Below are 24,933 nucleotides of genomic sequence, written 5' to 3' on the forward strand. Positions count from 1 at the left end.
ACCTGCCGCTTTAGTTCAATTAGAAAAAATGCTTTACTCCTTCTTGAAGTAAAGCACCCGTTAGTTGAATAAGAAAAGGTGTTTTAAAAACAAATTTCTAACTGTTCAAAACTACTTCCCGCAAAAATCATCAATGTTTGAGTGAACATAATATCCAGAAACAAGGGCTTTCCCACCACTAAAAAAATGGAAAGATTCTGTCTCACCATCACTGTTTTCAAGTGTACATTGATGTTCAATTGAGAACTCCATTTCTTCTGTACCTTCTCTTCTTGATTGGTTGATTTCCTTAAGTACTTTATTGATGGTTTTTTGTTCCTCAATCTCAATCGTCTCACCACTTAAACATTCAATTGTGAGTTTAACCATTTCACCCTCTATTAAGGGTTCACTGTAATGGCTACAAGCACCCAAAAAAATAATACAAAATAAATATATTAAACTTCTTTTCATTAATTCAACTCCTAAGATTTGTTGTTCTGAATTTAGCAGCTTATTGAACTAAACTGCACCTTGGGCTTTACTCCTTCTTGATGTAAAGCACCCGTTAGTTGAAGAACATCTCCCCTTTTATTTCAAACCAAATTCTCTACTATTACTAATCATATGATTGCTAAAATAAAGGCTGTTATAGAGAGTAAGACCTTGTTTCGTAACCTTGTATTGAAACGTATGTATAACTTACCTATCAGGCTGATAAGCAGTATAAAGATAGGAGCTGTTATACATATTGCTATTAAATCAACAAGAGAAAATGGTTTGCTGATGTATGGGTCAGAGTAAATATTGAGAAGAAGAAGTGCGATAAATAAGATGAATTGATAAATAAAAAATCTTACAGGACTCATAAATGATGGGCTCCCTTCTATGTAGTGTTATGTAAAGTTAAAATCCTCAAAGAAAAAATAAATATACTTTGAAGTCAACTTGTCTTATTGAACTATCCTGCCGCTTTAGTTCAATAAGAAAAAGGCTTTACTCCTTCTTGAAGTAAAGCACCCGTTAGTTTAAGTACAACTCTTCACAAACTAACCTTCAAGAAGTACATAAAGCACAAATATTCCCCTTCAAATTCTACTATCAACATTCTGTTCAATAAGCAAAGCTTTACTACTTTTTATTTATATTTTTCGTTCAGGTAATTAATTTGTTCAACTGCTTCATCTACAAGGTTTACATCGAAAATACGGATATTTGTATTTAATTCTTTTTGAAAAGTCTCTGCTTCTTTGCTATTTTCACTTGGGATGAACATGAATTGAAAACCGGATTTTTCCGCGATTTGTATTTTTTCTTTGATGCCTCCAACAGCTGAAACTTCTCCTTTTCCATTTATGGCTCCAGTAACAGCTATTGGTAAGTGATTTTGAAAGGTTCCATTTATCATCAATTCAGTTAGTAATATGGCAAGCCCTGCACTATTTCCTATTGCTTGATCGTTCTTAAAGTAATCGGTAAGTCTTTGCTCTTCTTTTCCGAAGTATTCTCTTAAATCCTCTCTCATTTTTTCCTTTGGAGATTTTTGTCCAAACCAACTTAGCAGAGTTCTATTTTTGTTTTTATAACTCATTGGATTGGGAAGTTCGCTAATGGTTAGGACATCTTTGCCCTCTTTGGTTAATAGCTCCTGAACCGCCTGTTTACTTTCCATATTATTTAAAGTTTTAGTTCCAATTGTGATTATAAAAATTCCTGAGCGTTCTACTGTCTCCCTTGGTTCAAAGTATATGTCTGCTATATGTGATTGTGAAGCGAACCCTATAAGGGGCAGCTCATAGCAAAATAACAACAAGAGGATGGCTAGCGAGATAGTTATTTTTCGTTTTATCCTACGTTTCTTTCGGAATACCACGATAGAGAATGACAATATCAGTAAGCTAATCAGCAAGAAAGCTAAATATGAAATTTCGCTAATAACATTTTGAAGATATAAGAAAAGAAATAGAAGATAAAAAAGAAGTGTTAAAGAAATATGTAATATAGTAGATAAACGGTCTGCCTTTTGAATGTTAATCAACCCTCTCTTTTTTTATAACTCAAAAGTCTACAATATCTATGAATACTTTATGTAGTTCTACGTCTAAAATAAAAAGAGGTTTCAAGTTATTTACATTTCACAATTTCTATCTATACCTCAATATTAATCAGTAACAATAAAAGGCTCTGTGAAATTGAGGTTTTAGGCAGTAAAAAGGCTCAGTCCATCTGAACTAAGCCTTATCTTTTATTATCCTTCTTAAACTAAAGCACCCGTTAGTTTAATAACTTCTAGTCTTTACTGGAAATAACATTTAAAATAATCAAAAATACTTTTTCATTATTAAATTCACCAACGTTTACTAATTGGTGGAGTTCGACCGATTCCCCTTCATTTAAACTTGCGTGCTTTATGGCATTATCTAGTGCCTTTGAAAAAGAAAAATCCTCGTAAACTCTCGCAATGGTCCATTCAATAACTAATTGATTACCTATCCTCAATTAAATTCACCTCATTTAATATATTTTGTATAAGTAAGCGAAACATCATTAGGTAACTTATTCTACGATTCCCACTTAAATCACTTCTTCAAGTAACCTGCTTACTTTAGTTCAATAATAAAAGGCTTTACTCCTTCTTGAAGTAAAGCACCCGTTAGTTGAAGAAGAAATATTTCATTTATGATACTCAATCAACCAACAATCTTGATATTCTCCCTCGTGAAGCTCACGACTTGGAAGTATTTTCACTTTTTTAAAACCACATTTCTCATAACATTTTATAGCCCTCGTATTTCTTGTTTGAGGATCCATAACTATTCGGTCTGCTTTTTTGTGTTCAATTAAATATCTAATCATTGATGTAACAAGTAATGTTCCAATGCCTTTGTTCCAATACTCTATTTCTCCAATAAATTGGTCTGTCCCATAAACATTTTCTTTTAGATACCCATATTCTTTTTTAGTTTCATCATCTAATTGATAGAATTGGATATACCCAATTCCGTTACCATCATACTCAACAATACATTTAACTTCTTCATCTTCAGTAGCATAAAAAACTTCATTCACTTTGTCTAAATCAAATGGATTATCCCTACCTTCATAGAACTCAAGAACCGATGGGTCTGAGAGCCATTTTGCTAACAGAACATTATCTTCATCTTCTAATATTCGAACTTTTAAATCCCCATTATTAAACAACATAATATTTCCCCTTTATAAATCAATGATGTTATCAAAAGATGTAAATTCTCCGTTAATTAAAACCTTAACTTTTACATTTCCAGGATTCATTTTAAATACATACTGTTTTAATTCAGTATTTTCTTGATTTTCACTATTAAATTTTATATTTAGTATATTATCAATTACTTCAAATTCAGTAAGTGTAAGCGTTTCTGTCGATTGAAAAATAATATAAGCATTCATGCCCTTTTTAATGAGTTGTAATTGATGATCCGTATTAATCACGTTTTGAACTTTTTCAGGAATATCGAAAGTTTGATCAATACTTACACTTGATGAATTACACGCTGATAGTATTAATGTGAAGAATAGTATTAGATAAAATAATTTTTTTATAGTTATCACTCTCCATAAGAATTCTTGCATTTTTTTAGTTCTCTTCTTAAACTCCCCTGCTTCTTTAGTTCAATAAGAAAAAGGCTTTACTCCTTCTTGAAGTAACGCACCCGTTAGTTCAACAAGAAAAGTATCTACTTTTAATTATTTTTAGTGAAATTCGCCCATTGCTCAGTAGGTCCTGTGTTATCTATTATGAATAAACTACCGTCTTTCTTATAAAGAAAAATTTCATTCCCAGATTCAGCACCATCTCCTAATGCTGTTAATGTGTTTGTTGAGACAATTTGACTCATATCCACTTCATCTTTTGGAATAATCCTGTTAAAAACATACTTCTCACCACTATAATTTATCCATTGCAGTGGAAGAGGTTCACCGATTATGGGCTCTTCAGTGGTTTCTTTCGCTGATGAATTGTTACTAACAGCTGATGAATCGTTGGTGCAACCCGATAAGAAAGCAATAGCTATTAATGAAAAGAAAAAGTATTTTATTCTAATACGCTTTTCCCCCTTTTCATAATAAGTAGTTAATTTCCAATTAAAGTTTCATTTATGGTTATTAAACTAACCTGCCGCGTTAGTTTAAGTGAAATTCTTCACAAATTTATATTAGTTTTAACATAAATATCCAAGTAGCCTAAAAAAACACTCTAAAATTCTATTTATTTGAAGCTTACCTCAACAATTCTATTTATTTGACCACTCTTTCATAGGTTAATTTTTGGGCAAATAAAAAAGCATATAATAGAAAGTAGATCTTCAAAAAGAGTAAGTGATCAAAGCAGAGGATTACACCTCCTTTTTTTCTACACTCTTACTTTTTATGTAAAACAAAACATATACGAGTAAATAGACAAAACCAAGCATATTAGCCCTCACAAATGTTGATTGTGAGGGCTTATCGTTTTATCTTTAAAACGATGTTATATTAGCAAATGTTAAAAGCTCGTTTAGGTTAATTAAATTTCCAATTATATTAGATACTCATTTATTTCAATTTTCATTTGCTCACACATTATCTATTGAGTTCGACTGTAATTGGCTCTAATAATTCTCGCATATCTGATGTTATTTCACCTGATTGTGAAACATAATAAATTTCAGCCGTTAATGTAATTGTAGTTACATCCTCTGATAAATTATATAACGCAAAGCTCCAATCAAAGCCATGTCCATCCTCAGAAATAGCACCACCATTGTCATGAATTTCATACTCATTGCCATGATTATCGATCGCTTTTACGAAATGAATTGATGATAGTGGTTGCTTTTTCATAATAGCTGGGTCGATGTTATATTCATAATGTATAACTGTTGATAAATCAGTATAGTTAACTTTATTAATTTGAATTTTCGCTTTATCATTAGTTGAAGTTATTTTTAAATGTTCTAATTTTCCAGGAAGTGTATCCATTGTAAAGGCAAATGACCAATCTCCTTCAAAAGTTTCATTTGTATCGGGATTTGTAATTTTTTCAGGCTGCCATTTAATTTTCAATACGTCCAAGTGTTTATTAAATGTAGGTGTCATTTTTATTATACCTGTGTAAAGACCGTCAGCAGATTTCTCTAATGATGAAGCCCCTGTTGCAGCAGTAGCCCCCTTTATATCGAACATTGTATCAGTTAAAGGCTGTTCCCCTAAATCTTTGTCAGAATGGATGGCATACGCCACCATTAAAGTAGTACCATCGTAAACAGCATTTTCAATCATGATATCGATACCATTACTCGATTCGACTTGGTTAATAATCGTCGCCAACGCCACATAGTTTTTTGGCATAAAATTAGGGTCGATTTTTTCTAAAATATTTTCAACAAAAGGTAACTGACTCGCAATTGTTGGCAATGCATACAAGCTTCCTGAAATCGCTACTAAACTAACAACTGCAGCTGCAACAAATTTTTTCCACTTACGATTGGGGGATTTTTTTGCACGTGCATTTTTACGTATTTTTTGCTTTTGTATGTCTGTTAGTGGCTTTTCCTCAATTGTATCAAAATCTATTTCCACGAATCTTTTCATCTCTTCATTCATATGAATTGCTCCTTTAATTTTATTTTTTGAGCAAGCTTTTTTCGACCACGTGATAAACGATTATCGATAGCAGTTACAGACAAATGTAAAGTTTTTGCTATTTCGCTACTTGGTAAATTTAAAAAATATTTCATTATGAAAATGTCACGGTCTATTTCTGGCAATCTACTAATGACCGCTAGTAGCTCATCTCTTTGTTCCTTTTGTATATATGTCCTTTGCATATCAGGTGTTGATTGCTCCAAAAGTACTTGCTCGTCTGTTTGTTCACGTGTCTTTTGCTTTACTAACGCGCGATAATAGTCAATAGCCTTATATTTCGTTATCATGCCAACCCACTTTTTAAAAGCTATTGCGTCGCCATCAAATTGATGCGCACGCTGCCAAATGAGTAAAAAGGTATCATTTACGCATTCATCGACGGCTTGATGGCTAACATGTCCCAAAATATGATGGGATATACCGTGGACTAAGCCTCCGTAATGTTCCATTATATATTCGAGTGCATCTTCTTTTTGTTTTTTTAGTCGACTAATATAATTTCTCTCTGTACATTTCATATGCTCGCTCCTTCACTTCATTCGAAAAGCTTTTCACTAACTATAACGAAGCCACCAACAATCTTCTCGCATAAAAAAATCGATGTAAACGAAAATTTACATCGATGAGGTAGTATATAATTTGCTTTTGATTTTGATTTCTCCTCAACCTTAAAAAACAGACTTTTCTTATTGTCAATTCTATAGGGTACTTACTACGTTTAATCTGAGCAGGCTCTTTATGTTGTCCAATTATAACAGTGTTTTATTATGATACTAGGTACTAAAACTTATTTAAGTTTTAATGTTATTTGGCTATTTTTGAAAAAACCAAATTGATTATTTCGGAAAGCGAATATTTTACTAACTCACTCGTTAGTTGAATAGTAAAGTTCTATTCAAACAATGGAGTTTTTGGGTCTATCCCATAACAATGAACAAGCATAGAGTGTAATTGCCCTCTGTGATGATAAATATGAGCTACAATCTCTAACAACCATTCATATCGTGAATATGTAACGCCCCAATAAGAACTAATTTCCTCTTGAAGTTCGAATTCTGTAAAATTCATAAATTTATCTTCTAAAAATTGATGATTGTTTATCAATGCTTCTTTTATCTCATTTAGACTTTTATAAGAAATACTTAAATAAAATTTATTCATCTTTTCTTGGGATGCGCCGTCCGATATAAGTGAATCAGCTACACAAATAATAGCTATGTGTTCTAACAGTTCTCCTATGGAATGCTTACTGGGTGTAGGTCTTTTTTGCAAGTCATTTTCTTCTAACTTTTCTATCATCTCAACAATTGTAGTTACAGCGACTTTAATTTGATGTAATGCACTCTTACAATATTTATTCATCTAATCCTCCTCTACATCCTTCTATTAAAATAACCTGTGGCTTTAATTCAATAAGAATAAATCATTACTCCTTCTTGAGGTAAAGCAACCACTTGAAAAAAAATGTAGAAACTGGTTAGCTATTTAATTTACCGATCTATTAAGTGCTTCTTTATTTCTAAATTTCCTAATAAAGAAAAGTGTAAAAGTAAGAATTACACCCACAACTATTCCGATTACGCTTAAATTTATTCCTGTACCAGTTGTAATACCATCTGCACGAAAAGAACCATTAGCATATATAGAAACGATAATGATGACAAATCCAATCCATTCAAAAATCTTATTTTTCCCCATTTCAAATCTCCTTTTATATTCAAATTGTAAAATCATTCAAATTTTTCAAATAGTTATATTTATTAAACCCTTATTCAACTAACCAGCCACGTTGTTCAATAAGAAAAGTGCTTTTCCTTTATGAAGTACAGCCCCGTTAGTTGAATAAGCACCGTCTCTTTTATTACACATTATGGTCGAATAAAAATTTGGAAAATTATTAGTTTGGAATACGTAAATATGATAATTTATCTGAAAGTTGGTGTTTTGAGTGTTTAAATCAGAAGTAGTACGCTTTCTTCAAGTAATCGAATTTGATACTTTTACTTTTTTACTTTGTTCGTATATCTCATAAATACTAATAAGAATAACAATCCATAAGACTGGATTATTTAAAGATATTCCTACTTGTGAAATACCCCCGAGAACTGTAAATGCAACAACTAACAAAAACAAATACAACATTGAAACCAATTGCCAAAGTAGAATTAATCTTGAGTTATCTTTTTGAAACCTGTTAGATAAAATACTGAAAATAACTATGATTATCAACAGTGCAACAACAAGTGATTTTGGCAAGTAAATGAAGTCAATTAAATCAGGAAAGAAATCATAAGCTAACAAACTGGTCATTGAAAGTAGCATAAGTACAATAATAAATACATTAACTTTCTTCATTTGGTAACACTTCCTTTAGTCTATATACGTATGAATAGCGTTAGTAGTTTCGCATTATTCTGTTTTTTTATTAAACTAACCTGCGGCGATACTTCAATAAGAAAAGTGCTTTACCTCTTCTTGAAGTAAAGCACCTTTTAGCCATCCATGTAGCGCTAAAACAGCACTACACCACAGAGAATTAAAATGAGAAAAACGAGTATAGGATACTACGGCTGGCGAAGAAGTTCGATCAACTATGGTGTCATTGAACCCATCCGTTAGTCTGACTCCGACGCCCACGGTGCATCATAGACTGACGCACTCTATATGAGTAGGCACCCAATAAATTTTTTAGAGGTAACTAATTATTATTTCGTTTGTTAAATTCAATCGTAATGAACTCGGGCAAATAGCTGGGAGTACATCCTTTTGCTACTATTTCATCTTTGTAAAGACCCGTTCTCTCACCAAGTGTAATACAACGTGCACGATTCTTTTCATCATAAACGCCTATCCAGCCTGCGGTGAAATTCATAGCCCATTGAACTTCCGGTTCTTCCTGCGTAATATTAGCTTCTAAAGCAGATAGCAAGTCTGCGGTGTTATCAGGAGGTGTTTGTCCAGTCCATCTTAATCTCCCTTGATAATACCAGAAAGCTCGCCTTTGAAGAGCAGAAGGACTATTTTCCCATGACTCCATCAACACAATATTTTTCTTGTCTTTGGTGAGCTGATTAGCCATTAACCAATCCATTAAGTTATTTCGCTCAACAAAACTGTGAGTCTGCATATCCTTATCAAGCTTATTTAGCACATCTTGTGAAAGAAGTTTTTTGTCCATAATTAAGATTGCTAATAGTCTAGGCAAAAACTCTTCGGTTGACCAAAGTTCCATAGCTAGTTCGTGATCTTTTTTAATGTCCTTCGCAATTTTTCGTAAGTCTCCTAGCTTTGTTTTACTATTGATCTGAGGTAGAATGTTTTCTGCTTTTGAAGAGCGTTTTATTTCTGTATCTTTTTTTTCATCCATTTTATATAACTCCTTTATTTAAACACTGTATCCTAATATGATATCAAGAACTTAATTTCGTTAGTTGAACAATGCTTATTTGACTGTCATAGCAATATACATAATATGTTCTGCTAAACTCAGCATATCTAAATATCAATTGCCACTATCAAAATTAATAGTATTACCTTTTCAAAAATGAATGTCTTTTTATGTTTATTCATATACGCCCCTATAACCTGCTTCGTTAATTCAATAAGAAAAAAAGCTTTACTCCTTCTTGAAGTAAAGTACCCGTTATTAAGAAGGGAACTGTACTTTATTCTGCCAATCTACTAATATTCTGTATCTCTAGATTTATCTTCCGTATTTGCTTGTCAATTTCATCAATTTGAAGGTCATTGGTAACTTGTTTTCTTTTTTCCACTAGCTCAACTCGTAATCTTTGCAAAAAAACCACTCTCCCTAACAACCCCATCTCTTACCCACCTTGACATAGAATTTGTCCATATCTATGTATTCTAGAAGTCGAGATGATACTCCTTCTTGAAGAAAGCATCCGTTAGTTGATGAAGAGTTAATTCACTTCTAAATGAAGGCATAGAATCATCACCATAATCTCTGTTGCTAGCCTTATCGTGGAATTTTGACTGTAATTTGAGCTTCTTGATTTAGCGTTATTTTTGGAATATTAATTGTTTTAATAAGGCTTTACTCCTTCTTGAAGTAAAACACTTCGTTAATTGGAAGAAGTTACTATAGAATATTCCACTTTTCTTTGTATTCATCATAAGCCCCTGTCCAATGGTAAGGTTTAACTTCTGATAATGATTTAAAAGTTAGTTCTTGACCAGGCAGTGTAACTGCAACACTTACATTTGGCCCCAATAAAACAACCTTTCTTGACATATCCCGCAGGGAGAAAGGACTTTGAATTTAGATTTCTAGTCGTCGCGGACTACACAAAGTGAGTGTGTCACCTTTTTATTCAATTTATGAGCTTATAAGATAGCACCAGTTTCCATAATCGCTTGTACACCATACTCTTCTATAAGAAGAAAAAACCGGTAGGGCATCCCGAGTTGCTATATCATATCGATGTGTGAGGTGCCAAGGTCTCTGACTCCAGAGAGGTTTTATCCTTCTTGCCTTTAAAGATGGATAAAATGTAGCTTTCTGCCGTGCTTAAAGCATCAGCCCTCTCGATTTACTAACATTATGGAACTCAATCCCTTCAACCAGTTGGTTTTCGGCCCGCCAACTAACTGTCTACACTTAGAGGCTACTGTTTACCATTAGCCCTCCAAGACTCGCTACGAGTGAATGGCTAGTTCTTTCTCGACGGGAATCTCACCCGCTATATGATACGACCGCACAAGCACCTGTTAGTTGAATAAGAATAGTGTCATTTATTAAACTATAACGCCCGTTTGCATAATATTAAAGCGAATATAGTTCTATTATTTTGTCTATGGGTAATTTACTCGGATCACTCATATCTACAAAATAAGACAACTGCCATTTTTGAGTTTTTTTCGCTTGCTCACTAGTCGATTTATCCCAACTAGAATAAACTCTTATTGTCATTTCCCCCTTTGTTGAACTATGACGATATGTATCTCTTGATAAATCATCTTGATACTTACCTCTCCAAAATTCACTATAATGAAAATCTAAAGAGCATGGATGTCTCCAATTTTTCAGTTGTTCCATATTCACGAAGCTTATTTCTCCGGGAAATGGCTCATTGTAAAACTTAATAATAACTCCGCTAACTTTCTTTTAGTGCCTACCGATATTGTTTTATTCGTTATTAACAAAACAGCAATATCACTACTTTTCGAATTAAATCCTCCCATCGCCAAAGAACAGAACCGTGTAAATAAAAAACCATAAAATCCTATTTAAAATTTCTTTAATTTTATATAAGAGATTATTAACAAAATCTTTTATTTCTAATGAACTTGTTTCCCAACTGCTGTCCACATATATAAATCCTCCATTATTTTTTTGATTTCCTTCTTGAGCTAATCTGTCGCTTTAGTTCAAGAAGAAAAATGGCTTTACTCCTTCTTGAAGTAAAGCACCCGTTAGCCATCCATGCAACACAAAAAATAGCTGCTCCACAGAGAATGATTACACATTACGGTGGCACAGATACCTGTTTCTTATTTTAACTGACAAAAAAGGCAGCTTCCTGATGATGGATAGCTACCCTCGTTTAAGATTATTATGAAAAGGTAGGTGCAGGTAATTCATCAATTCTCATACGAAGTAAACTGTATGGTTTTTCCCGCAAGTCTCTTCCATAATGAAATCTCGCCTGCCGATGTAATTGATTTACTATGACATATAAGTATTGATCGGGGCCAATCGAAAAAGTATCTGGCCATAAAATTCTCGGGTCATGTGCGATGGTTTCCATTACGCCATTCGGGAATATCTTCCGGATACTATTGTTTTCATAGTCTCCCGCATAAATGGTTCCTTTTGAACCGGTGATCATTCCATCAGAAGCGCCTTTTTCCCCCCAATACTGAACATATTGGGATAAATTAATGTCCTGTATTCTTCTGTCTCTTAGGGTTTCTGTTGAGATCGAGAACAGCTGACGACTGGTTAGGGGAGCATAAAATAAAACCTTTCCATCAGGAGAAATTGCTAAACTATCGGAAGCCAATCTAAATGGGAAAGTCGAGCCGTCCTCGTTGCGATTCATCAAAATTTTACCTTCTACTTTTGGTAAAAAATAGAGGTCAGGTGAAGTTGATATTGCCCCATTTAATCGTCTAAACGCGTTCCCATTTTCTAAATCTACGACGATAATCGCCCCTGGCCCTCTGGAAGAAGAATCCGTTATATATGCATAACCTGCTCTTCCTACCCGAAAGTCCACACGGACATCATTCAAATAAGTTGTTGGCAAGACAACATCATCTGTAAAGGTATATACTCTCCTTATTGTATTCGTGCTTAAATCAACAGCAACTAGTTTTGCTCCCCCTTGAATAGGTTCAGAAAAATTTGGTGCCCCTGTGTCTAGTACCCAAAGTGTTCCTCTTCCATCAGCAACGATACTTTGAACACTGACGAAAGACATTTTAATATTTTTAGGATTGACCAAATTAGCTTCTAAACTGGGATAAGGCTGCAATTCACCCTCAACAATTTCCGCCACAGTAAATTGAACGCTATCTCCCCATTTCGGAAAGCAAACAAAAATACGACCAGTTTCGGAGACGCTGACTCCTGTAGGCATAGCCCCATAAAAAGCGTGCACCATTTCAAACTGCCCAAAATACTTTTCTTTAGGTAATTTAGGTTGCATTATATCCTCCTCATCAAAATCGAACCCAATATCCCCTATATATGTTGAAAGCATTTTTTAATGCCTGGTACTTGATAAATATTCCTACCGTGATTGGATGGGACAATCCATGTATGTGCATTTTTCCATATAAAGAATACAATTATTAATCTCTCCAAAATTTAAAAAAGCACCTCATAAGAGATGCTCGAAAACTAACTCGGTATTTAAGGTTTTAGTACAACTTTTATACAGTCTTCCATTTTGGTGTCAAATATTTCATAGCCATGCTTAGCTTGATCTAAAGGAAGTACATGAGTGACAATATCACTTGGATCAATCTTACCTTCCGCGATTAAATTATATATATGCGGCATATAGTGAATAACTGGAGCTTGACCTGTCCTAATATTCACATTTCGTTGAAAGATGTCACCTAATGGGAATGCATTATAACGTGCCCCGTATACTCCTGTAATTTGAATTGTTCCACCTTTACGAACTGCTTGACTTGCAATTACTAGAGCTCCCATTGCTCCTCCTTGTAATTTCAGGCCAGATGCAAGAAATTCCAGTGGAGTCATTTTTCCACTCATTCCTACGCAGTCAATGACTACATCTGCTCCACCCTTTGTTATTTCTTTTAAATATTCACCACAATTTTCGTGATCTTCAAAGTTAACAATCTCCACTTTATTCGTACGTTTTGCATGTTTTAAACGATAACCAACGTAATCCACTGCAATAACTCTTTTTGCACCTTTTAACCACGCAAATTTTTGTGCTAACAGACCAACCGGACCGCATCCTAAAATTACGACCGTATCCCCTGCTTTCACTCCCGCATTGTCTACACTCCAAAATGCTGTTGATGCAGCATCTGCAAGTAACACTAAACTTTCATCCGCAACTTCACTGTTTTCTGGAATCTTAAAAGGCGTAAAATTAGCATATGGAACTCGCATAAATTCCGCTTGACCACCTGGGAACCCTCCCGTCGTGTCTGAGTAGCCAAAATATGCGCCCATTTCTCCATTTTCATTGGCATTGTCGCATTGACTTTCTAATTCATGATTACAGTACCAACATTGTCCACATGCTATATTAAATGGGATGATAACGCGATCCCCTTTTTTTACTTTCGTTACATCCTTACCGACTTCTTCCACAATTCCCATAGGTTCATGCCCAATAACATAATCCTCTCCAAGATTTGGGATCATCCCATGAATTAAGTGTAAGTCTGATCCGCAAATGGCAGTGGTAGTCAGTTTAACTATGATATCATCCGCTTTTTGAATGCTTGGGTCTTTCACATTTTTTACTTGAACATTCTTAACACCTTGAAAAGTCACAGCTTTCATTAGTTAAGTCTCCTCTATATTCATTATTTCTTCGGTGGGCTTGGAAACATTCCTTTCCGATTTGTAACGCCCGGAAAGAGATTTAAATTAGCTATATCTACTGCATTTTGAGCAGATTTTATATCCAATTGTTTTTGAAGTTCCAAATCATATGGGTTTAACCATTGTTTTTTCATCATGAGATCTGCTATTTCGAAATATAAGGCAATGGTTACATCAAGTTGTTCCTGTAATAATTTTCTAATTGTAGGTGTTGCTGTTTCTGTCAATGCAATTGAAAGATTTCTAACCCCAGTTTTTGTTGATAACAAAAATTCAAGGGCAATACCTGAATCAGTAAGTTCAGGCATTCCAACAGAATTTATAGGATCTAAATAATCATTCATATAAACCGACCTCCGATTATTTTAACTCAACATTTGAATATAGTTTTATCATTGCAGTTAAAGCTGGTATAGATTGTTTTACATCCTTCTCCATTAGAGCTTTTAAATCTTGGTCAAAAACGATACCTTGCATCATTTTAGATTTAAGTAAACATACTGTCTTAAAATTAATTACTTCATGAAATTCCAAAGTTTCATGTAGTGCTAATTTCTTTTCAAACATTCCTGCACCTCCGCATCTTTTCATCCAATGAAGATTACCCCAAAAACGAAGTTTATATTCAGAATAACTGAGGCCATTTAGTGGTGTTTATGGGTATTAATCTTCATGAGAAATCTCCCATTTGGCTCCCATTTGATTTTATAATCGTCGACTAATCTTTTTCCAATTTGTTTAAAAAGGTTCTATCATAAACAAAATGGGTTGAAAAAGAAAGGTATTTGAGCTATGTTTTCATTTTTAATACGAAAGAGTTCTTTAGTAGATAAAGGTTCTGGTTCATCCTTATTCGCAACGGCAGTATCAACTTCCGAATGCTTATTTAACAGGCTAAATGATGCTATTCCCACTAGAAGTATTCCACTAATGATCAATATCCTTTTTAACATATAATCCCTCCTGGTAAGAAGGTAAGGGTGTGCCTCTGCATTTATATTTAGTTTCGTATATTTTAAACTTAAAAAGCTAACAATGAAATTAATACGTAATTTTACCGTTCTTCCAAAAATGCTTTTTTTATAGAGGTGAGGGATGTACATGTTTTGGAAAATACAATCAAATGAAAATAAGCCTGTTTCTCAATCAAACACAGACTCAGAAATATCAATAGAGACTCTAAAAAAAGCCCTCGTTCAAATGGATGATGCGGAATTTGTTGAGATCAACATTTCTGAAAATCAAAATGTTGATCTTATCTACATAAGAACCCTGATTGACCAAGAAAGATTAAATGAAAGCATTGTAAAACCTTTATCTAACTGTTCCAAACAATCCATTCAGGAATGTAATGTTCAGTCAACAATAAACTCCATTTCCACTTTTAATGAGGCAAAAAAGCAGCTGTTTAATGGGTCCGTCTTGTTATTTGACTCTTCGTCAGACCTTTGGTTCGCTATCCCTTTAAAAAATCCACTTGGACGTGCAATTGAACCATCCGATACTGAAACCATTCTTTTAGGAGCAAAAGATAGCTTCAGTGAACAGCTAGAACAAAATATTACGCTCATTCGTAGACGTCTTCCAACACATGATCTAAAAACAGAGAAGTTCACCGTTGGTTCTTTAAGTAAGACAAATGTGGTCTTATTGTACATAGAAGGGCTGACCAATCCAGAATTTGTTTCAACCGCCAAAAAGAAAATTACGGAAATTAATTATGATCTCTTCTTTGAATCTTCTCAATTAGCTGCATTCATGGAGGAAAATCAAGACAGTATTTTTCCACAGTTTCAGCAAACTGACCGACCTGATGTTGTTGCTTATTCTCTGGGATTAGGAAAAATTACGATTCTGGTAGATAATACACCTTTTGCTCTAGTTGCCCCAATTACTATTTTTCATTTGTTCCAATCACCAGAGGATTATATTAATCGATGGGTAGTTGCCAGTTTTTTGCGCATCATCCGATATGTAAGTTTTATTCTATCTATCACATTGATCCCATTCTACGTGGCACTAACAACTCATCACTATCAAATGATTCCTTTACAAACACTTTTCGTCTTGGTGGAGTCAAGGAGCAAGCTTCCGTTCACACCTTTTTGGGAAGCGTTTATCATGTTGATTTTTATTGAAATTATAAAAGAAGCAAGTTTAAGGATGCCAACAAAGACTGGTCAAACGCTTGGGGTTATTGGGGGCATTATAATTGGTCAAGCAGCAGTTGAGGCTGGTTTGGCAAGTAAGGTGTTAATTGTCATGGTAGGGATTTCAACTATCGGATCCTTTCTTGTTCCTAATTACCTTGTGACAAAGGCGAATTCATTGATTCAATTCATTCTTCTTGTATTTTCTTCGTTTCTTGGGATTGTAGGGATTGTTCTGGCAATGATTATCATTTTAGCCCACCTTAATGGCTTGTCTTCACTCAAGCAGCCATACTTATCCCCTGTTACCCCTTTCTATGGAAAAGATTGGCTCGACCTATTCATTCGAGGTCCTTTAGTCAAAATGAAGGAGCGTCCAGAACATCTTAAACCACTGAAGAAGAAGAGATATCAAACTAGGAGATGAACTGATGGTAGCCCTTCAATTATTTAATAAGAATGAAACCTATAACGGGTTCTATGTCATGTTGATGGTAAATCGCCTCCAAATGCTTTACTTTTTTTTGATTATGCCAAGATTTTTAATCCATTCATATATGATTTGGGTGATTATAGTGGTCGGCATATTGTCTCAACTAAACATTCTTCTTTTATCCAAATGGTTTTTAACCCGGTTTTCTAGCGAGGGTTACAATGGATTTGTCCAATTATTCGGAAAAAAACTTGTACGTCTCTTCTCATTCATCGGTTTATTCTTTATCCTGCTTAAACTTTTCGTGATTATGTTAGGATTCTCGGAAATGATACAAATATTTATGTTTCCAGCTACAGATTCAAATTGGCTTATCCTTTTTATACTGTTGTCTTGTTTGTATGTAGCATGGAAGGGTGTTGAAAAAACTATACGTTTTGTTGTAATTTCATTTTTGTGTACATTTTGGATGTTCTTATTCTTTGCCTATTTCTTCTTTCCTCCAATTGCTCAACTCAGTGATTTGTATCCGATTATTCCAATGGAATTAAGTGGGGATTCCTGGAAAGGAATATTATTAATTTTGTCTTCATTTTCAGGGCCTGAATTTCTGGTATTTTTGGGACCGTGGTTTAAAACAAATAATAAGACATATCGTTATTTGTCTTATGGGAATGCTCTAACCGTTATAGAGTATGTATCCTTATATATGGCGTCCTTATTCTATTTCGGATCCAATTATTTAAGCAAAAGTCCATTTCCAATTGTCACTATGGCCCGTTATTTTCAAAATCCAGTAATTGAACGTATTGATATGGTCATGCTTTCTTTGGAATTATTTAACATCGTCTTTGCGGGTTCAATTTTTCTTCTGTTGTTTTATGGAGCATCTAAAATAGCTAATGGGAAAGTGGATAAACCACCCAGTCGAGTAGGCTTATTATTCAGTGTATTCATTATTTTAATTGGAATGATTCTTGTGAATGAATGGATTTGGAAGTCAGAAGAAAAGCAGGTTATTTTACTTAATCTTCAAATTTTAGCAGGAAGCTTAAGTTATTTAGTGGTTCCAATTATTATTATCGTAGCGATGAAGATAAAGGGGGTTAATAAACATGCGAATACGAAAGAAAATGGCTAAAAATTTTTCAATTATATTTATTGCATTGTGGTTAACTGGATGTGCCCCTTTTACTGAAAATAACATTATTGAAGAGCTTGCTCCAGTCACATTTTTATCACTTAGTAAAGGGGATGAAGGTGAAATAAAAATCAGTACGATATTGCCTCCTCTAAGCAAAGAAAAAAAAAGTGTAATGACGCAAGAAGTAAGCTTAATGAAGGAGGGATTAATGGATTTTAATTTAAACTTCTACCAGGAAATGAAATCTGGGCAAATGCGAATGCTGATAATTAATGAAGACCTCGGAAAAGAGGGGATTATGTCCGTTATTAATGTGTTATTAACTGATCCGGATATTTCTTTGAGAATTTATTTAGTTATCGTAAAAGGGAATTTTGAAGAATACTTAGAAAATCAATTGGATAAACAAGAAAATCTTGATTACTCCTTTTATCGAATGCTGAAGCATTATGAGGAAAAAAATCAGGGCGAAATTAGTATTGTTAATCTACATGAATTTAAAAATTTGTTATATACTCCTTATTCAGATCCTTTCTTACCTGTATTCAAAATAGAAAATGACGCTATCAGCTATGAAGGTACAGCCCTGTTTCAAAATGATAAACTAGTTGAAATAATAACAACTTTTGATGATCGCATCTTCCAGCTGTTAAACAACAATCACTACTTATCAGTTTTACCTATACCAGAATTAGAAGTTGTTCTAGGTCATGTTAGGTCTAAAACGAAAGTGGATATCAATAAAAGCTTGTCTACAATGACCTATACCGTGAATATAGACTCAAGAATTGAAGAATACCGGGGAGAAAAGCAAATATTTGAACCAAAGGATTTTGAAGACTTGAAAAAAGAAATCCAATTCAATCTTGAAAAACAAACACAAGAACTAGTAAAAAAGATGCAAGAATTGAATGTGGATCCATTACAGCTAGGCATTCATACATTAAAACCATTTTCAAAACCAATGGATGAAAAAAAATGGATTGAACTATTCAAGAAGATGGACATTAAGATTGATTATCAGTTTAATATTGAGCCCTTGACGGATTCAAACACAAAAAGTTAATTATAATAAAAGAAAAGAACGTACTCACTTGAATGGTAAAGTCTTTTTAAAAAACTACAGATTGCTTATTAGAGAATAAAAAAAGGCAATTTAAATCCCACAGTAAAATCCAATGAAAATACTATAAGTGAAAAATCAGTCTAGGTAAAGATTTGAGAAGGACTTCAACAATAAGATTCCCTTTTACTGCACGTATTTTAAATTCGGCGGAGTTATAAGAAATAACGATCAAATAAGTCGCGTCAAATACCTATGTATACACTGTCGAGCAAGCTAAGCGCAGTAGGAAAGAAGAACAATATGTAATCTAGGAAAGAAGAACAATATGTAATCTAGGAAAGAGCAATATCCGACAACTATCTTGAGGCGTCTTTATTGTTTAAAATATATTTCCCTGAACATCATCCACAGAATTTGCCATAACCATTGTCTGAAATTCATAACCTTTTTTCACTAATTAATCATCTACTTGTTTAATTATTCCACTTAGATGAAATTTTCAATCTCAGCCGTTTTTTCTGCTTGTTCCTCGGGACTTAACGTAGGTGGCACTTCAGATGTATCTCCTTTTGACGAGGAATTATTGATAAATAGAAAGGTTATAACAAATAAAAATACAAGAGTCCCAATTAAAGTGATTTTACTCTTTTTCAGTTAGACACTTCCTTTTTAATTTAAGTATATGCCTTGTATAAGTGGTCGAAAACCACTTAATACGAGTTATTGAGTAAAGCACCCACCAAGAATAAATATTCATTTTTTCCAAATGCTTAATTACATTGTCGATACTTCACAAGTGTTAGATGTTCCCACTCCTTATAAAGTTGCTCTTTCGAAAGTATCTTCCAAGGGTTAAACATCGTTTGTCCATTTTTATTGAAATATAATTCTTCCCCTGGTGTAGTCCTTCATCTAGAAACTCCTCATAGTGATACTGTTTCAATTTTTCAAGAAATGTTTTTTGATGTATCCATTCATAAATTAACCAGTTTTGTTTCCCTTTTGAAATGACAAACAAAACTACTGCTATGCAATTTGCACCTTGGAGATGACCAAAAGTATTTGCAAATGGTTTTAGATAACTAGGTAAGGACTTTGGTGATTCCTCACATTCTCCCTTATCCCACCATTCATAAACCATTGTTGTAAGTAACTTTCTTTTAATGATTCGTTAAGCTTTTCCCACATGGAACGCTGAATGACGACTTGCCCATTTTTCAAAAATTCAATCTAAATGGTTAACTCATACTTTTTTTAAAACTATAAAAAATGGCTCTCCTATTAATCCCGTTACTTGAATAAAGAACAGCAAATTTTTATTGATTATCTAACCTTTTTTCAAGCAACTCTACACGTTTTTCCAAAGACTCTATTTTTCCTTTTTGCTCGGTAACAGTGTTAATCCAATAACCTATATGACTTTTTGGGATGTCCCAGTTTAAACCTTCGAAACTTGTTACTCCTATAAAATCATTAGTGTCTTTATGGAAAATCAGGAAACGTAAACTATCTCTTTTGAAAAAGTTAATATATGCTTCTCTCAAATTCACTTCTGTTTCCTCCACAGTAGGGAGTGTCCGTGCAAAAGGCAACCAAGCCTTTAATTCATTAAAAGAATCTTTAATTGCATCATTAACAATAGTACCGTCCCCTGATTGCCTAGGTGCTCGTAATAATAACCTTTCTGTCTCTATTTGTAATGGTATATCTAATAATAATGGATTCACCAAAACTCCCCCTTGACACAGCTTATTTATTTTTTCCTGTTAAACTCTACTGCTATACTTTAGTTGAATAACAATAAAAGCTATTTACTACATCCCTGTTCTGCTAAAGCACCCGTTAGCCATCCATGCAGCAAAAAACGCTGAACCACAGAGGATGAAAATTGGATCAAAACGGGTATAGATTAGTATAGCTGGTGAAGAAGGTCGATGAACTATGTTGCCTTAGAGCCCTTCCGTTAGTCTGACTCCAACGACCACGGCGCATCACAGACTGTCGCACTCTATACGAGTAGCACTCATGGGAGATTAATCCTACTCTGGTTATTGCACCAGCCTGCCTTTATTCTTACAAGAATGGAGTTGATTCTTGATTTACCTTTTAACTTAATATAAGCATTCTGAAGGCTCAGCCTTTTTTTAAAAAAGAATGTTTTTAATATTTTTTTGCATAATAAACCATATTTAAAAAGACAGTAGAAATATATAATGCCATGAATAGTGATAATACTTGAAAGGCCGCAAGGTTAAGCGACGATGTAGGGTTGAAAATAATCATTAAAATAACGGCAAAACTAATACCCCAAAAATAACTAATATATACTGCACGTTCACGAATTTTTTGAGCCCGCTCATCTTTTGCAGAAAAGTGGGGTGCTAAATAAGCTAAACAGAACGCCATAATCGTTAAAGCAATTGCCATTAATGCTTCTGGAAACTTACCTGAAAAAATATAAGCACCATTAATTAGAAGTGCATTTATTAGCATAATGAAACCTAAAATTACAAAAATTGCTCTATTGTGTTTCATTGATGGTCCTCCTCATAAATAAAAATATCTTCAATATGACAATTAAATAAACGAGCTAACTTAAATGCTAATGTGATTGAAGGATTATTACGTCCTTTTTCCAAAGATATTATGGTTTGCCTAGAGACATTACGGCTTTAGTTGAACAAAAAAAGAGCTGTATTATCCAACTCTATATTTCACTAAAGCACCCGTTAGTCGAAGAAGAAAGCATACTAGCTTATTAGAATAGAAGTTATAAAATTATTTTCACTATTAACTGTTATCATCATTTCATTACAGACACTTGCAAAATTCTGAACAGCTACCCTATCTATAAAGGATTCATCAAAAGACCATCCACTTGGAATTATAGCCATCCCCCCATTTCCCTGTACAAAAGTATGTTCGAAAAAATCCCACATGGATAAAATATCATGATTAGCTGTTTTTCTTACAAGGTCGAGATTAACTTTAAATTCTTTTGGTGTGAATGTTTCTCCCCAGCTTGAAGTCCCTTCTGAATATATATCATTTACAATGGCATTAGCTTTACGATTTTCTTTTAGATTGATAAATGTATTTTTGAACTTTCTCTAACATTTTGCAACCTAATAACTACTTGTTTTTCATTGGTTGTAATTCTTTCAACTTTGTTGAAGTGAGGGGCTATTTCTTTAATAGAAATATCGAGAATTTTGTCGTCCACTATTGGAATATCCAACATTCCATTCGAACTAACTAATATAAAGGGAGCTAAAAAAACTGAGCTATTGATGAAATTTTCTTTCCAAAAGGTGCTTCAATGTCTAACCTCTCATATTCCACCTTTGGATGATCATTAATTCCCCTAATTTCAATTATTGGATTTTGTTCAATGCCTTTTATAACAATCTCTTCAAATAAATACAAAACAATTAGCTCCTTTTAAAATACTTCAGGAAGAACTTCTACTTCTATACACTCTACTTTTCCTGATTTTAACTCGATGAACAAAAAAATCTCCCCCTAAAAGGCATCCTATTGTTAACTAAGCACCGGTTAGTTAAGAATCAAACAAAAAGTCCATTATCATACTAGACCAACGCACCAGCACAGTTATTTATGTAAAACTTCTTTATTTTTATAGGCTACATATTTACTACAATAATTTTGTTTCTAATATTTGTGTTAATTGTTCCTCTGCATAAAAAAATCCAAATAGTTTTTTGCCCTTATGAATTTCTTTCATTATTTCTGATAATTTTTGTATCGCTTGTTTTTCATCCCCTTTTAATTTTGCCAGAATGGCTTGACTTCTTTTAAAACTGATAGGCTCTATTGGATTCAAAAATTGATGCAGTTCGTTTATTCGCACCTCATCAAAGTTTCCTACAATAATCAAATCTATCTGCTGAATGTGATTGATAAATTGCAACGTAATTTGATTTTGCTTAGTTACAGGTAATTTCTTAAATGGTTCAAGTAGTGCAGAAGCATTTTTGTATCCTTCATTTATTAGTGTGTAGTAAAAAAGAATATATCCAACCATAACATTGTCAACAGACGGTTGTAATGTTTTTGCTTTTTCAATTAATTCTATAGACCAGTCCGTTGGATGTATTGGGGAATTCATTTCTTTCATCAATAATAAAGATATTAAAAATTCTTCAGTCTGTTTACCTTGTTTTGATAGCTCAAGTAAGACCCTTCCATCTGATTTTATAGCTCCTCGGTATGGCAATATCGTAGTGAAAAAAATGATTATATTAAATATTCCAAAGTATGTAAAGAAGTGTATGCCCATTGATGTGCCTACTATTAAACTGATAATCGCTGTAATGATAGAAAAAATTGGTCCACCAGAAACAAATCGTTTATGTTGTTTAGCGATACTTGTTAAATCACTTGATAAAGGTGAACAACTTGCTACACCCCCAACTAATAACCAATTGTCATTCACCTTAATATTTAAATGTTCAGTATTTTCAACTGTTAAAGGACCAACAGTTAAATAGTTAAATCTGTAACCTGACCATATGCCAAACAACACATGCCCTAACTCATGAATTAACAAGGTAATAAATAATAGGACGAAAGTTAAGCCCATAAAATTCGCCATTGTTGAGTAATTTGTAAAGTTAAATAAAAAAATCAGTATCGCTATAATAATAGTTATTCCCAAAGGTTTTGTAATAGTATTCATTTTTTTCCCCTCCTTCATTTAATACGGATAAAGTAATCGAAAGTTTCGATATTCAACTAACCTGCGGCGTTAGTTCAACAAGAAAAAGCTACCCTGACAGGTAGCCGCTTGTTTAATTAAAGCACTCGTTAGTTGAATAAGAACAGAGACCGCATATTAAACAATCCCGTCCGTTTGCTGAACTCTATAAATTAGCTTTTACAATAACTGTATAAGAGTAGAAATCACAAAATAAGTTAAGAGACCTGCTACAAAGTATAAAATATTCTTCTTCATAAGTTAGTTTCTCCTTTCTCAACTAAATGGTCCAATTGTTGAACACAAATTAAACAAATTCTTAAACTAAAGCACCCGTTAGTTAAGTTATTACAAACTAATTTCTTCACCTATACTTATAGCACGAAAAGGATTTTTTCCCTTTGATTTTAACGATTCAATAAAGTCTGAAGTTAAGTCCTCTTTGTTAATAATTATTCTTGTAGAAACAGATACTACACCGTTTTAAAAAATGGGTTCAATAGATTCTGGATTCTTAAGTCGTTCATAAAAAAACTGTCTAAAACAATAGTTGCATAACTAAAATTTCCTGTATTGTTAGTGAATTGATAGTTAACTTCAATAATAAGTTCGTCATTGTTTTCCTCTATCTCATAGGTGAAAATTTTTACCTCTGCACTTTTATTAGGAAATAAAATCCACACTAAGCACAATAAAAAATCACAGATATAATGAAAATTATTACTTTGTTTCTTTTCAAAAATTCACCCCCATTTTATTTTATTAAACTACCGCGTTAGTTTAAGTGAAATGTTTCACAATCTCCTCTAACGAATGTTTTTGATTACCTATTTATAGGTCTTACTAAAATCAATTTCATTGTATTTTGATCCATTAGTTTAATAAGTTCAACAAAAAGAACGTTAATCCCTTTAATCCAGAATCAACGCTCCTGTTTATTGTCCATTCTCTCTAAACTCTTTTTAGTTCCATTCGTTCAAAAACAGCTTTCTCTTCCTTTATCCCTTCTTTTTGCTCGATTCCCCTAGGTTTTTGCGTTAATCCTTCATGTAGTAACTCCACCGTAGTTTAAAAACCTCACTATTCTACATAAATAAAATTGCACTGACCTAAATGGAACAGAGCAACAATATCAATCACGTAATCAATGATTCAAATGAAACCAAAGAGCCAATCACTGGTTCAATACCGTAAAATGGCTAAATATAGGGGTTTTTATTCCTGTCTCAAAAAGGGTAATCAGTGCCGGTGCCTAAATGATGCCATTCTAACTAAAACCACCACTACAAGGTGGGGGCACTACTTCGACACTAGTCGGGACCATCAAAAGAATAGTTAACAAATAAAAATCCCTGTCATATCAACTACTAAAGATGATACCGACAAGGATTTCCCTATTTTTAATAGTTGAGGTTTAGTGAGATTTAGACTTCAGCTGGTGGTGATGAAACACAAAACATGCTTCATATCCACCTTTAAGTACATTAATTCAGAAGTCTATTATGTGCACTTAATACTAATTCATAAAAAAATCAATCACCTCATTCTCACTACCAGTTTCTTTAATTATATAGTGACCTCCACGTTCTTTTGTTTTATAAACTTTCCACATACCTTAATCAAATGCACATCCAATTTACAAGGGGAGCATTTGACATCTTATCAAGTATCATAATGTATTCACCTAATTTTAGTTTTTCAGATTTAAATTTATTTAA

26 protein-coding genes and 3 pseudogenes are annotated in these 24,933 nt (G+C 33.4%); 4 read left to right on the top strand and 25 right to left on the bottom strand.

Annotated features, from left to right (window positions below):
• Nucleotides 1-111: 111 nt before the first annotated feature.
• From MKX39_RS09905 to MKX39_RS09930, 6 genes are all read right to left on the bottom strand, one after another.
• Nucleotides 112-453, bottom strand: coding sequence for a hypothetical protein (locus tag MKX39_RS09905; RefSeq protein WP_340769432.1), 342 nt, complete (start codon nucleotides 451-453; stop codon nucleotides 112-114).
• A 664-nt stretch (nucleotides 454-1,117) separates the two neighbouring features.
• Nucleotides 1,118-2,017: a S16 family serine protease gene (locus tag MKX39_RS09910; protein WP_340769433.1), complete on the bottom strand. Its 900-nt coding sequence runs from the start codon at nucleotides 2,015-2,017 to the stop codon at nucleotides 1,118-1,120.
• Nucleotides 2,018-2,268: 251 nt separating this feature from the next.
• Nucleotides 2,269-2,478 (bottom strand): hypothetical protein, encoded by a 210-nt coding sequence (locus MKX39_RS09915; protein WP_093496779.1) that lies wholly within the window; start codon nucleotides 2,476-2,478, stop codon nucleotides 2,269-2,271.
• A gap of 174 nt (nucleotides 2,479-2,652) precedes the next feature.
• The gene (locus tag MKX39_RS09920) at nucleotides 2,653-3,183 is read right to left on the bottom strand and encodes a GNAT family N-acetyltransferase (RefSeq protein WP_340769434.1); all 531 of its coding nucleotides are present in this window, start codon (nucleotides 3,181-3,183) and stop codon (nucleotides 2,653-2,655) included.
• A 12-nt stretch (nucleotides 3,184-3,195) separates the two neighbouring features.
• Nucleotides 3,196-3,591, bottom strand: a complete 396-nt coding sequence (locus MKX39_RS09925) for a peptidylprolyl isomerase (protein ID WP_340769436.1) — start codon at nucleotides 3,589-3,591, stop codon at nucleotides 3,196-3,198.
• A 110-nt stretch (nucleotides 3,592-3,701) separates the two neighbouring features.
• Nucleotides 3,702-3,857, bottom strand: coding sequence for a hypothetical protein (locus tag MKX39_RS09930; RefSeq protein WP_269925099.1), 156 nt, complete (start codon nucleotides 3,855-3,857; stop codon nucleotides 3,702-3,704).
• A gap of 88 nt (nucleotides 3,858-3,945) precedes the next feature.
• On the opposite strand from MKX39_RS09930, the gene MKX39_RS09935 reads away from it, so the two are divergent.
• Nucleotides 3,946-4,086, top strand: a complete 141-nt coding sequence (locus MKX39_RS09935; protein ID WP_340769437.1) for a hypothetical protein — start codon at nucleotides 3,946-3,948, stop codon at nucleotides 4,084-4,086.
• Between the two features lie 495 nt (nucleotides 4,087-4,581).
• Here the strand turns inward: MKX39_RS09935 and MKX39_RS09940 are convergent, their stop codons facing one another.
• The 14 genes and pseudogenes from MKX39_RS09940 to MKX39_RS10005 all read right to left on the bottom strand — a co-directional run bounded on the left by MKX39_RS09940 (nucleotide 4,582) and on the right by MKX39_RS10005 (nucleotide 14,658).
• Entirely contained in the window at nucleotides 4,582-5,604 is a 1,023-nt protein-coding gene (locus MKX39_RS09940; protein ID WP_340769438.1) for a DUF4179 domain-containing protein, read from the bottom strand.
• A complete protein-coding gene (locus tag MKX39_RS09945) occupies nucleotides 5,601-6,164 on the bottom strand; it encodes a sigma-70 family RNA polymerase sigma factor (RefSeq protein WP_340769439.1) in 564 nt (187 codons plus the stop codon). The genes MKX39_RS09940 and MKX39_RS09945 overlap by 4 nt, the downstream gene beginning before the upstream one ends.
• Before the next feature lie 373 nt (nucleotides 6,165-6,537).
• A complete protein-coding gene (locus tag MKX39_RS09950; protein WP_340769440.1) occupies nucleotides 6,538-7,008 on the bottom strand; it encodes a DinB family protein in 471 nt (156 codons plus the stop codon).
• A 123-nt stretch (nucleotides 7,009-7,131) separates the two neighbouring features.
• Nucleotides 7,132-7,344 carry a hypothetical protein gene (locus tag MKX39_RS09955; protein WP_340769442.1) on the bottom strand — a complete coding sequence of 71 codons (213 nt, stop codon included), beginning with the start codon at nucleotides 7,342-7,344 and terminating at the stop codon, nucleotides 7,132-7,134.
• Nucleotides 7,345-7,623: 279 nt separating this feature from the next.
• Nucleotides 7,624-8,001 carry a hypothetical protein gene (locus MKX39_RS09960; RefSeq protein WP_340769444.1) on the bottom strand — a complete coding sequence of 126 codons (378 nt, stop codon included), beginning with the start codon at nucleotides 7,999-8,001 and terminating at the stop codon, nucleotides 7,624-7,626.
• A gap of 343 nt (nucleotides 8,002-8,344) precedes the next feature.
• Complete coding sequence (locus tag MKX39_RS09965) at nucleotides 8,345-9,013, bottom strand: DNA alkylation repair protein (protein WP_340769446.1); 669 nt, start codon at nucleotides 9,011-9,013, stop codon at nucleotides 8,345-8,347.
• 298 nt (nucleotides 9,014-9,311) lie between these two features.
• A complete protein-coding gene (locus MKX39_RS09970; protein WP_281249734.1) occupies nucleotides 9,312-9,443 on the bottom strand; it encodes a hypothetical protein in 132 nt (43 codons plus the stop codon).
• 305 nt (nucleotides 9,444-9,748) lie between these two features.
• A pseudogene (locus MKX39_RS09975) lies at nucleotides 9,749-10,017 on the bottom strand (cytidine deaminase); the annotation flags it as partial.
• A gap of 415 nt (nucleotides 10,018-10,432) precedes the next feature.
• Nucleotides 10,433-10,705 carry a MepB family protein gene (locus tag MKX39_RS09980; RefSeq protein WP_340771405.1) on the bottom strand — a complete coding sequence of 91 codons (273 nt, stop codon included), beginning with the start codon at nucleotides 10,703-10,705 and terminating at the stop codon, nucleotides 10,433-10,435.
• 517 nt (nucleotides 10,706-11,222) lie between these two features.
• Nucleotides 11,223-12,320 (bottom strand): L-dopachrome tautomerase-related protein, encoded by a 1,098-nt coding sequence (locus MKX39_RS09985; protein ID WP_340769447.1) that lies wholly within the window; start codon nucleotides 12,318-12,320, stop codon nucleotides 11,223-11,225.
• Nucleotides 12,321-12,526: 206 nt separating this feature from the next.
• Nucleotides 12,527-13,663 (bottom strand): zinc-dependent alcohol dehydrogenase, encoded by a 1,137-nt coding sequence (locus tag MKX39_RS09990; protein ID WP_340769448.1) that lies wholly within the window; start codon nucleotides 13,661-13,663, stop codon nucleotides 12,527-12,529.
• A gap of 23 nt (nucleotides 13,664-13,686) precedes the next feature.
• The gene (locus MKX39_RS09995; protein WP_211894093.1) at nucleotides 13,687-14,049 is read right to left on the bottom strand and encodes a spore coat protein; all 363 of its coding nucleotides are present in this window, start codon (nucleotides 14,047-14,049) and stop codon (nucleotides 13,687-13,689) included.
• 16 nt (nucleotides 14,050-14,065) lie between these two features.
• On the bottom strand, nucleotides 14,066-14,272 hold the full coding sequence (locus MKX39_RS10000) for a spore coat protein (RefSeq protein ID WP_340771407.1): 207 nt from the start codon (nucleotides 14,270-14,272) through the stop codon (nucleotides 14,066-14,068).
• A 185-nt stretch (nucleotides 14,273-14,457) separates the two neighbouring features.
• Nucleotides 14,458-14,658 carry a hypothetical protein gene (locus MKX39_RS10005; protein ID WP_340769450.1) on the bottom strand — a complete coding sequence of 67 codons (201 nt, stop codon included), beginning with the start codon at nucleotides 14,656-14,658 and terminating at the stop codon, nucleotides 14,458-14,460.
• Between the two features lie 148 nt (nucleotides 14,659-14,806).
• Between MKX39_RS10005 and MKX39_RS10010 the strand changes: the two genes are divergently transcribed.
• From MKX39_RS10010 to MKX39_RS10020, 3 genes are all read left to right on the top strand, one after another.
• Nucleotides 14,807-16,282, top strand: coding sequence for a spore germination protein (locus tag MKX39_RS10010; protein WP_340769451.1), 1,476 nt, complete (start codon nucleotides 14,807-14,809; stop codon nucleotides 16,280-16,282).
• A 103-nt stretch (nucleotides 16,283-16,385) separates the two neighbouring features.
• Nucleotides 16,386-17,429, top strand: coding sequence for a GerAB/ArcD/ProY family transporter (locus MKX39_RS10015; RefSeq protein ID WP_340771410.1), 1,044 nt, complete (start codon nucleotides 16,386-16,388; stop codon nucleotides 17,427-17,429).
• Nucleotides 17,404-18,498 (top strand): Ger(x)C family spore germination protein, encoded by a 1,095-nt coding sequence (locus tag MKX39_RS10020; protein ID WP_340769452.1) that lies wholly within the window; start codon nucleotides 17,404-17,406, stop codon nucleotides 18,496-18,498. Before MKX39_RS10015 ends, MKX39_RS10020 begins: the two co-directional genes overlap by 26 nt.
• Nucleotides 18,499-19,874: 1,376 nt before the next feature.
• On the opposite strand, the pseudogene MKX39_RS10025 reads toward MKX39_RS10020, so the two are convergent.
• The 5 genes and pseudogenes from MKX39_RS10025 to MKX39_RS10045 all read right to left on the bottom strand — a co-directional run.
• Nucleotides 19,875-20,225, bottom strand: a pseudogene (locus MKX39_RS10025) (GNAT family N-acetyltransferase); the annotation flags it as partial.
• 433 nt (nucleotides 20,226-20,658) lie between these two features.
• Nucleotides 20,659-21,033: a hypothetical protein gene (locus MKX39_RS10030; RefSeq protein ID WP_340769453.1), complete on the bottom strand. Its 375-nt coding sequence runs from the start codon at nucleotides 21,031-21,033 to the stop codon at nucleotides 20,659-20,661.
• Nucleotides 21,030-21,161, bottom strand: a pseudogene (locus MKX39_RS10035) (helix-turn-helix transcriptional regulator); the annotation flags it as partial. The pseudogene MKX39_RS10035 and the gene MKX39_RS10030, both read right to left, overlap by 4 nt.
• A 607-nt stretch (nucleotides 21,162-21,768) precedes the next feature.
• Nucleotides 21,769-21,924 carry a hypothetical protein gene (locus tag MKX39_RS10040; protein ID WP_340769454.1) on the bottom strand — a complete coding sequence of 52 codons (156 nt, stop codon included), beginning with the start codon at nucleotides 21,922-21,924 and terminating at the stop codon, nucleotides 21,769-21,771.
• A 229-nt stretch (nucleotides 21,925-22,153) separates the two neighbouring features.
• Nucleotides 22,154-23,197, bottom strand: coding sequence for a site-2 protease family protein (locus MKX39_RS10045; protein WP_340769455.1), 1,044 nt, complete (start codon nucleotides 23,195-23,197; stop codon nucleotides 22,154-22,156).
• Nucleotides 23,198-24,933: the final 1,736 nt, after the last annotated feature.

The organism is Psychrobacillus sp. FSL K6-1464, from assembly GCF_038003145.1.
GTDB classification, from domain to species: Bacteria; Bacillota; Bacilli; order Bacillales_A; family Planococcaceae; genus Psychrobacillus; species Psychrobacillus psychrotolerans.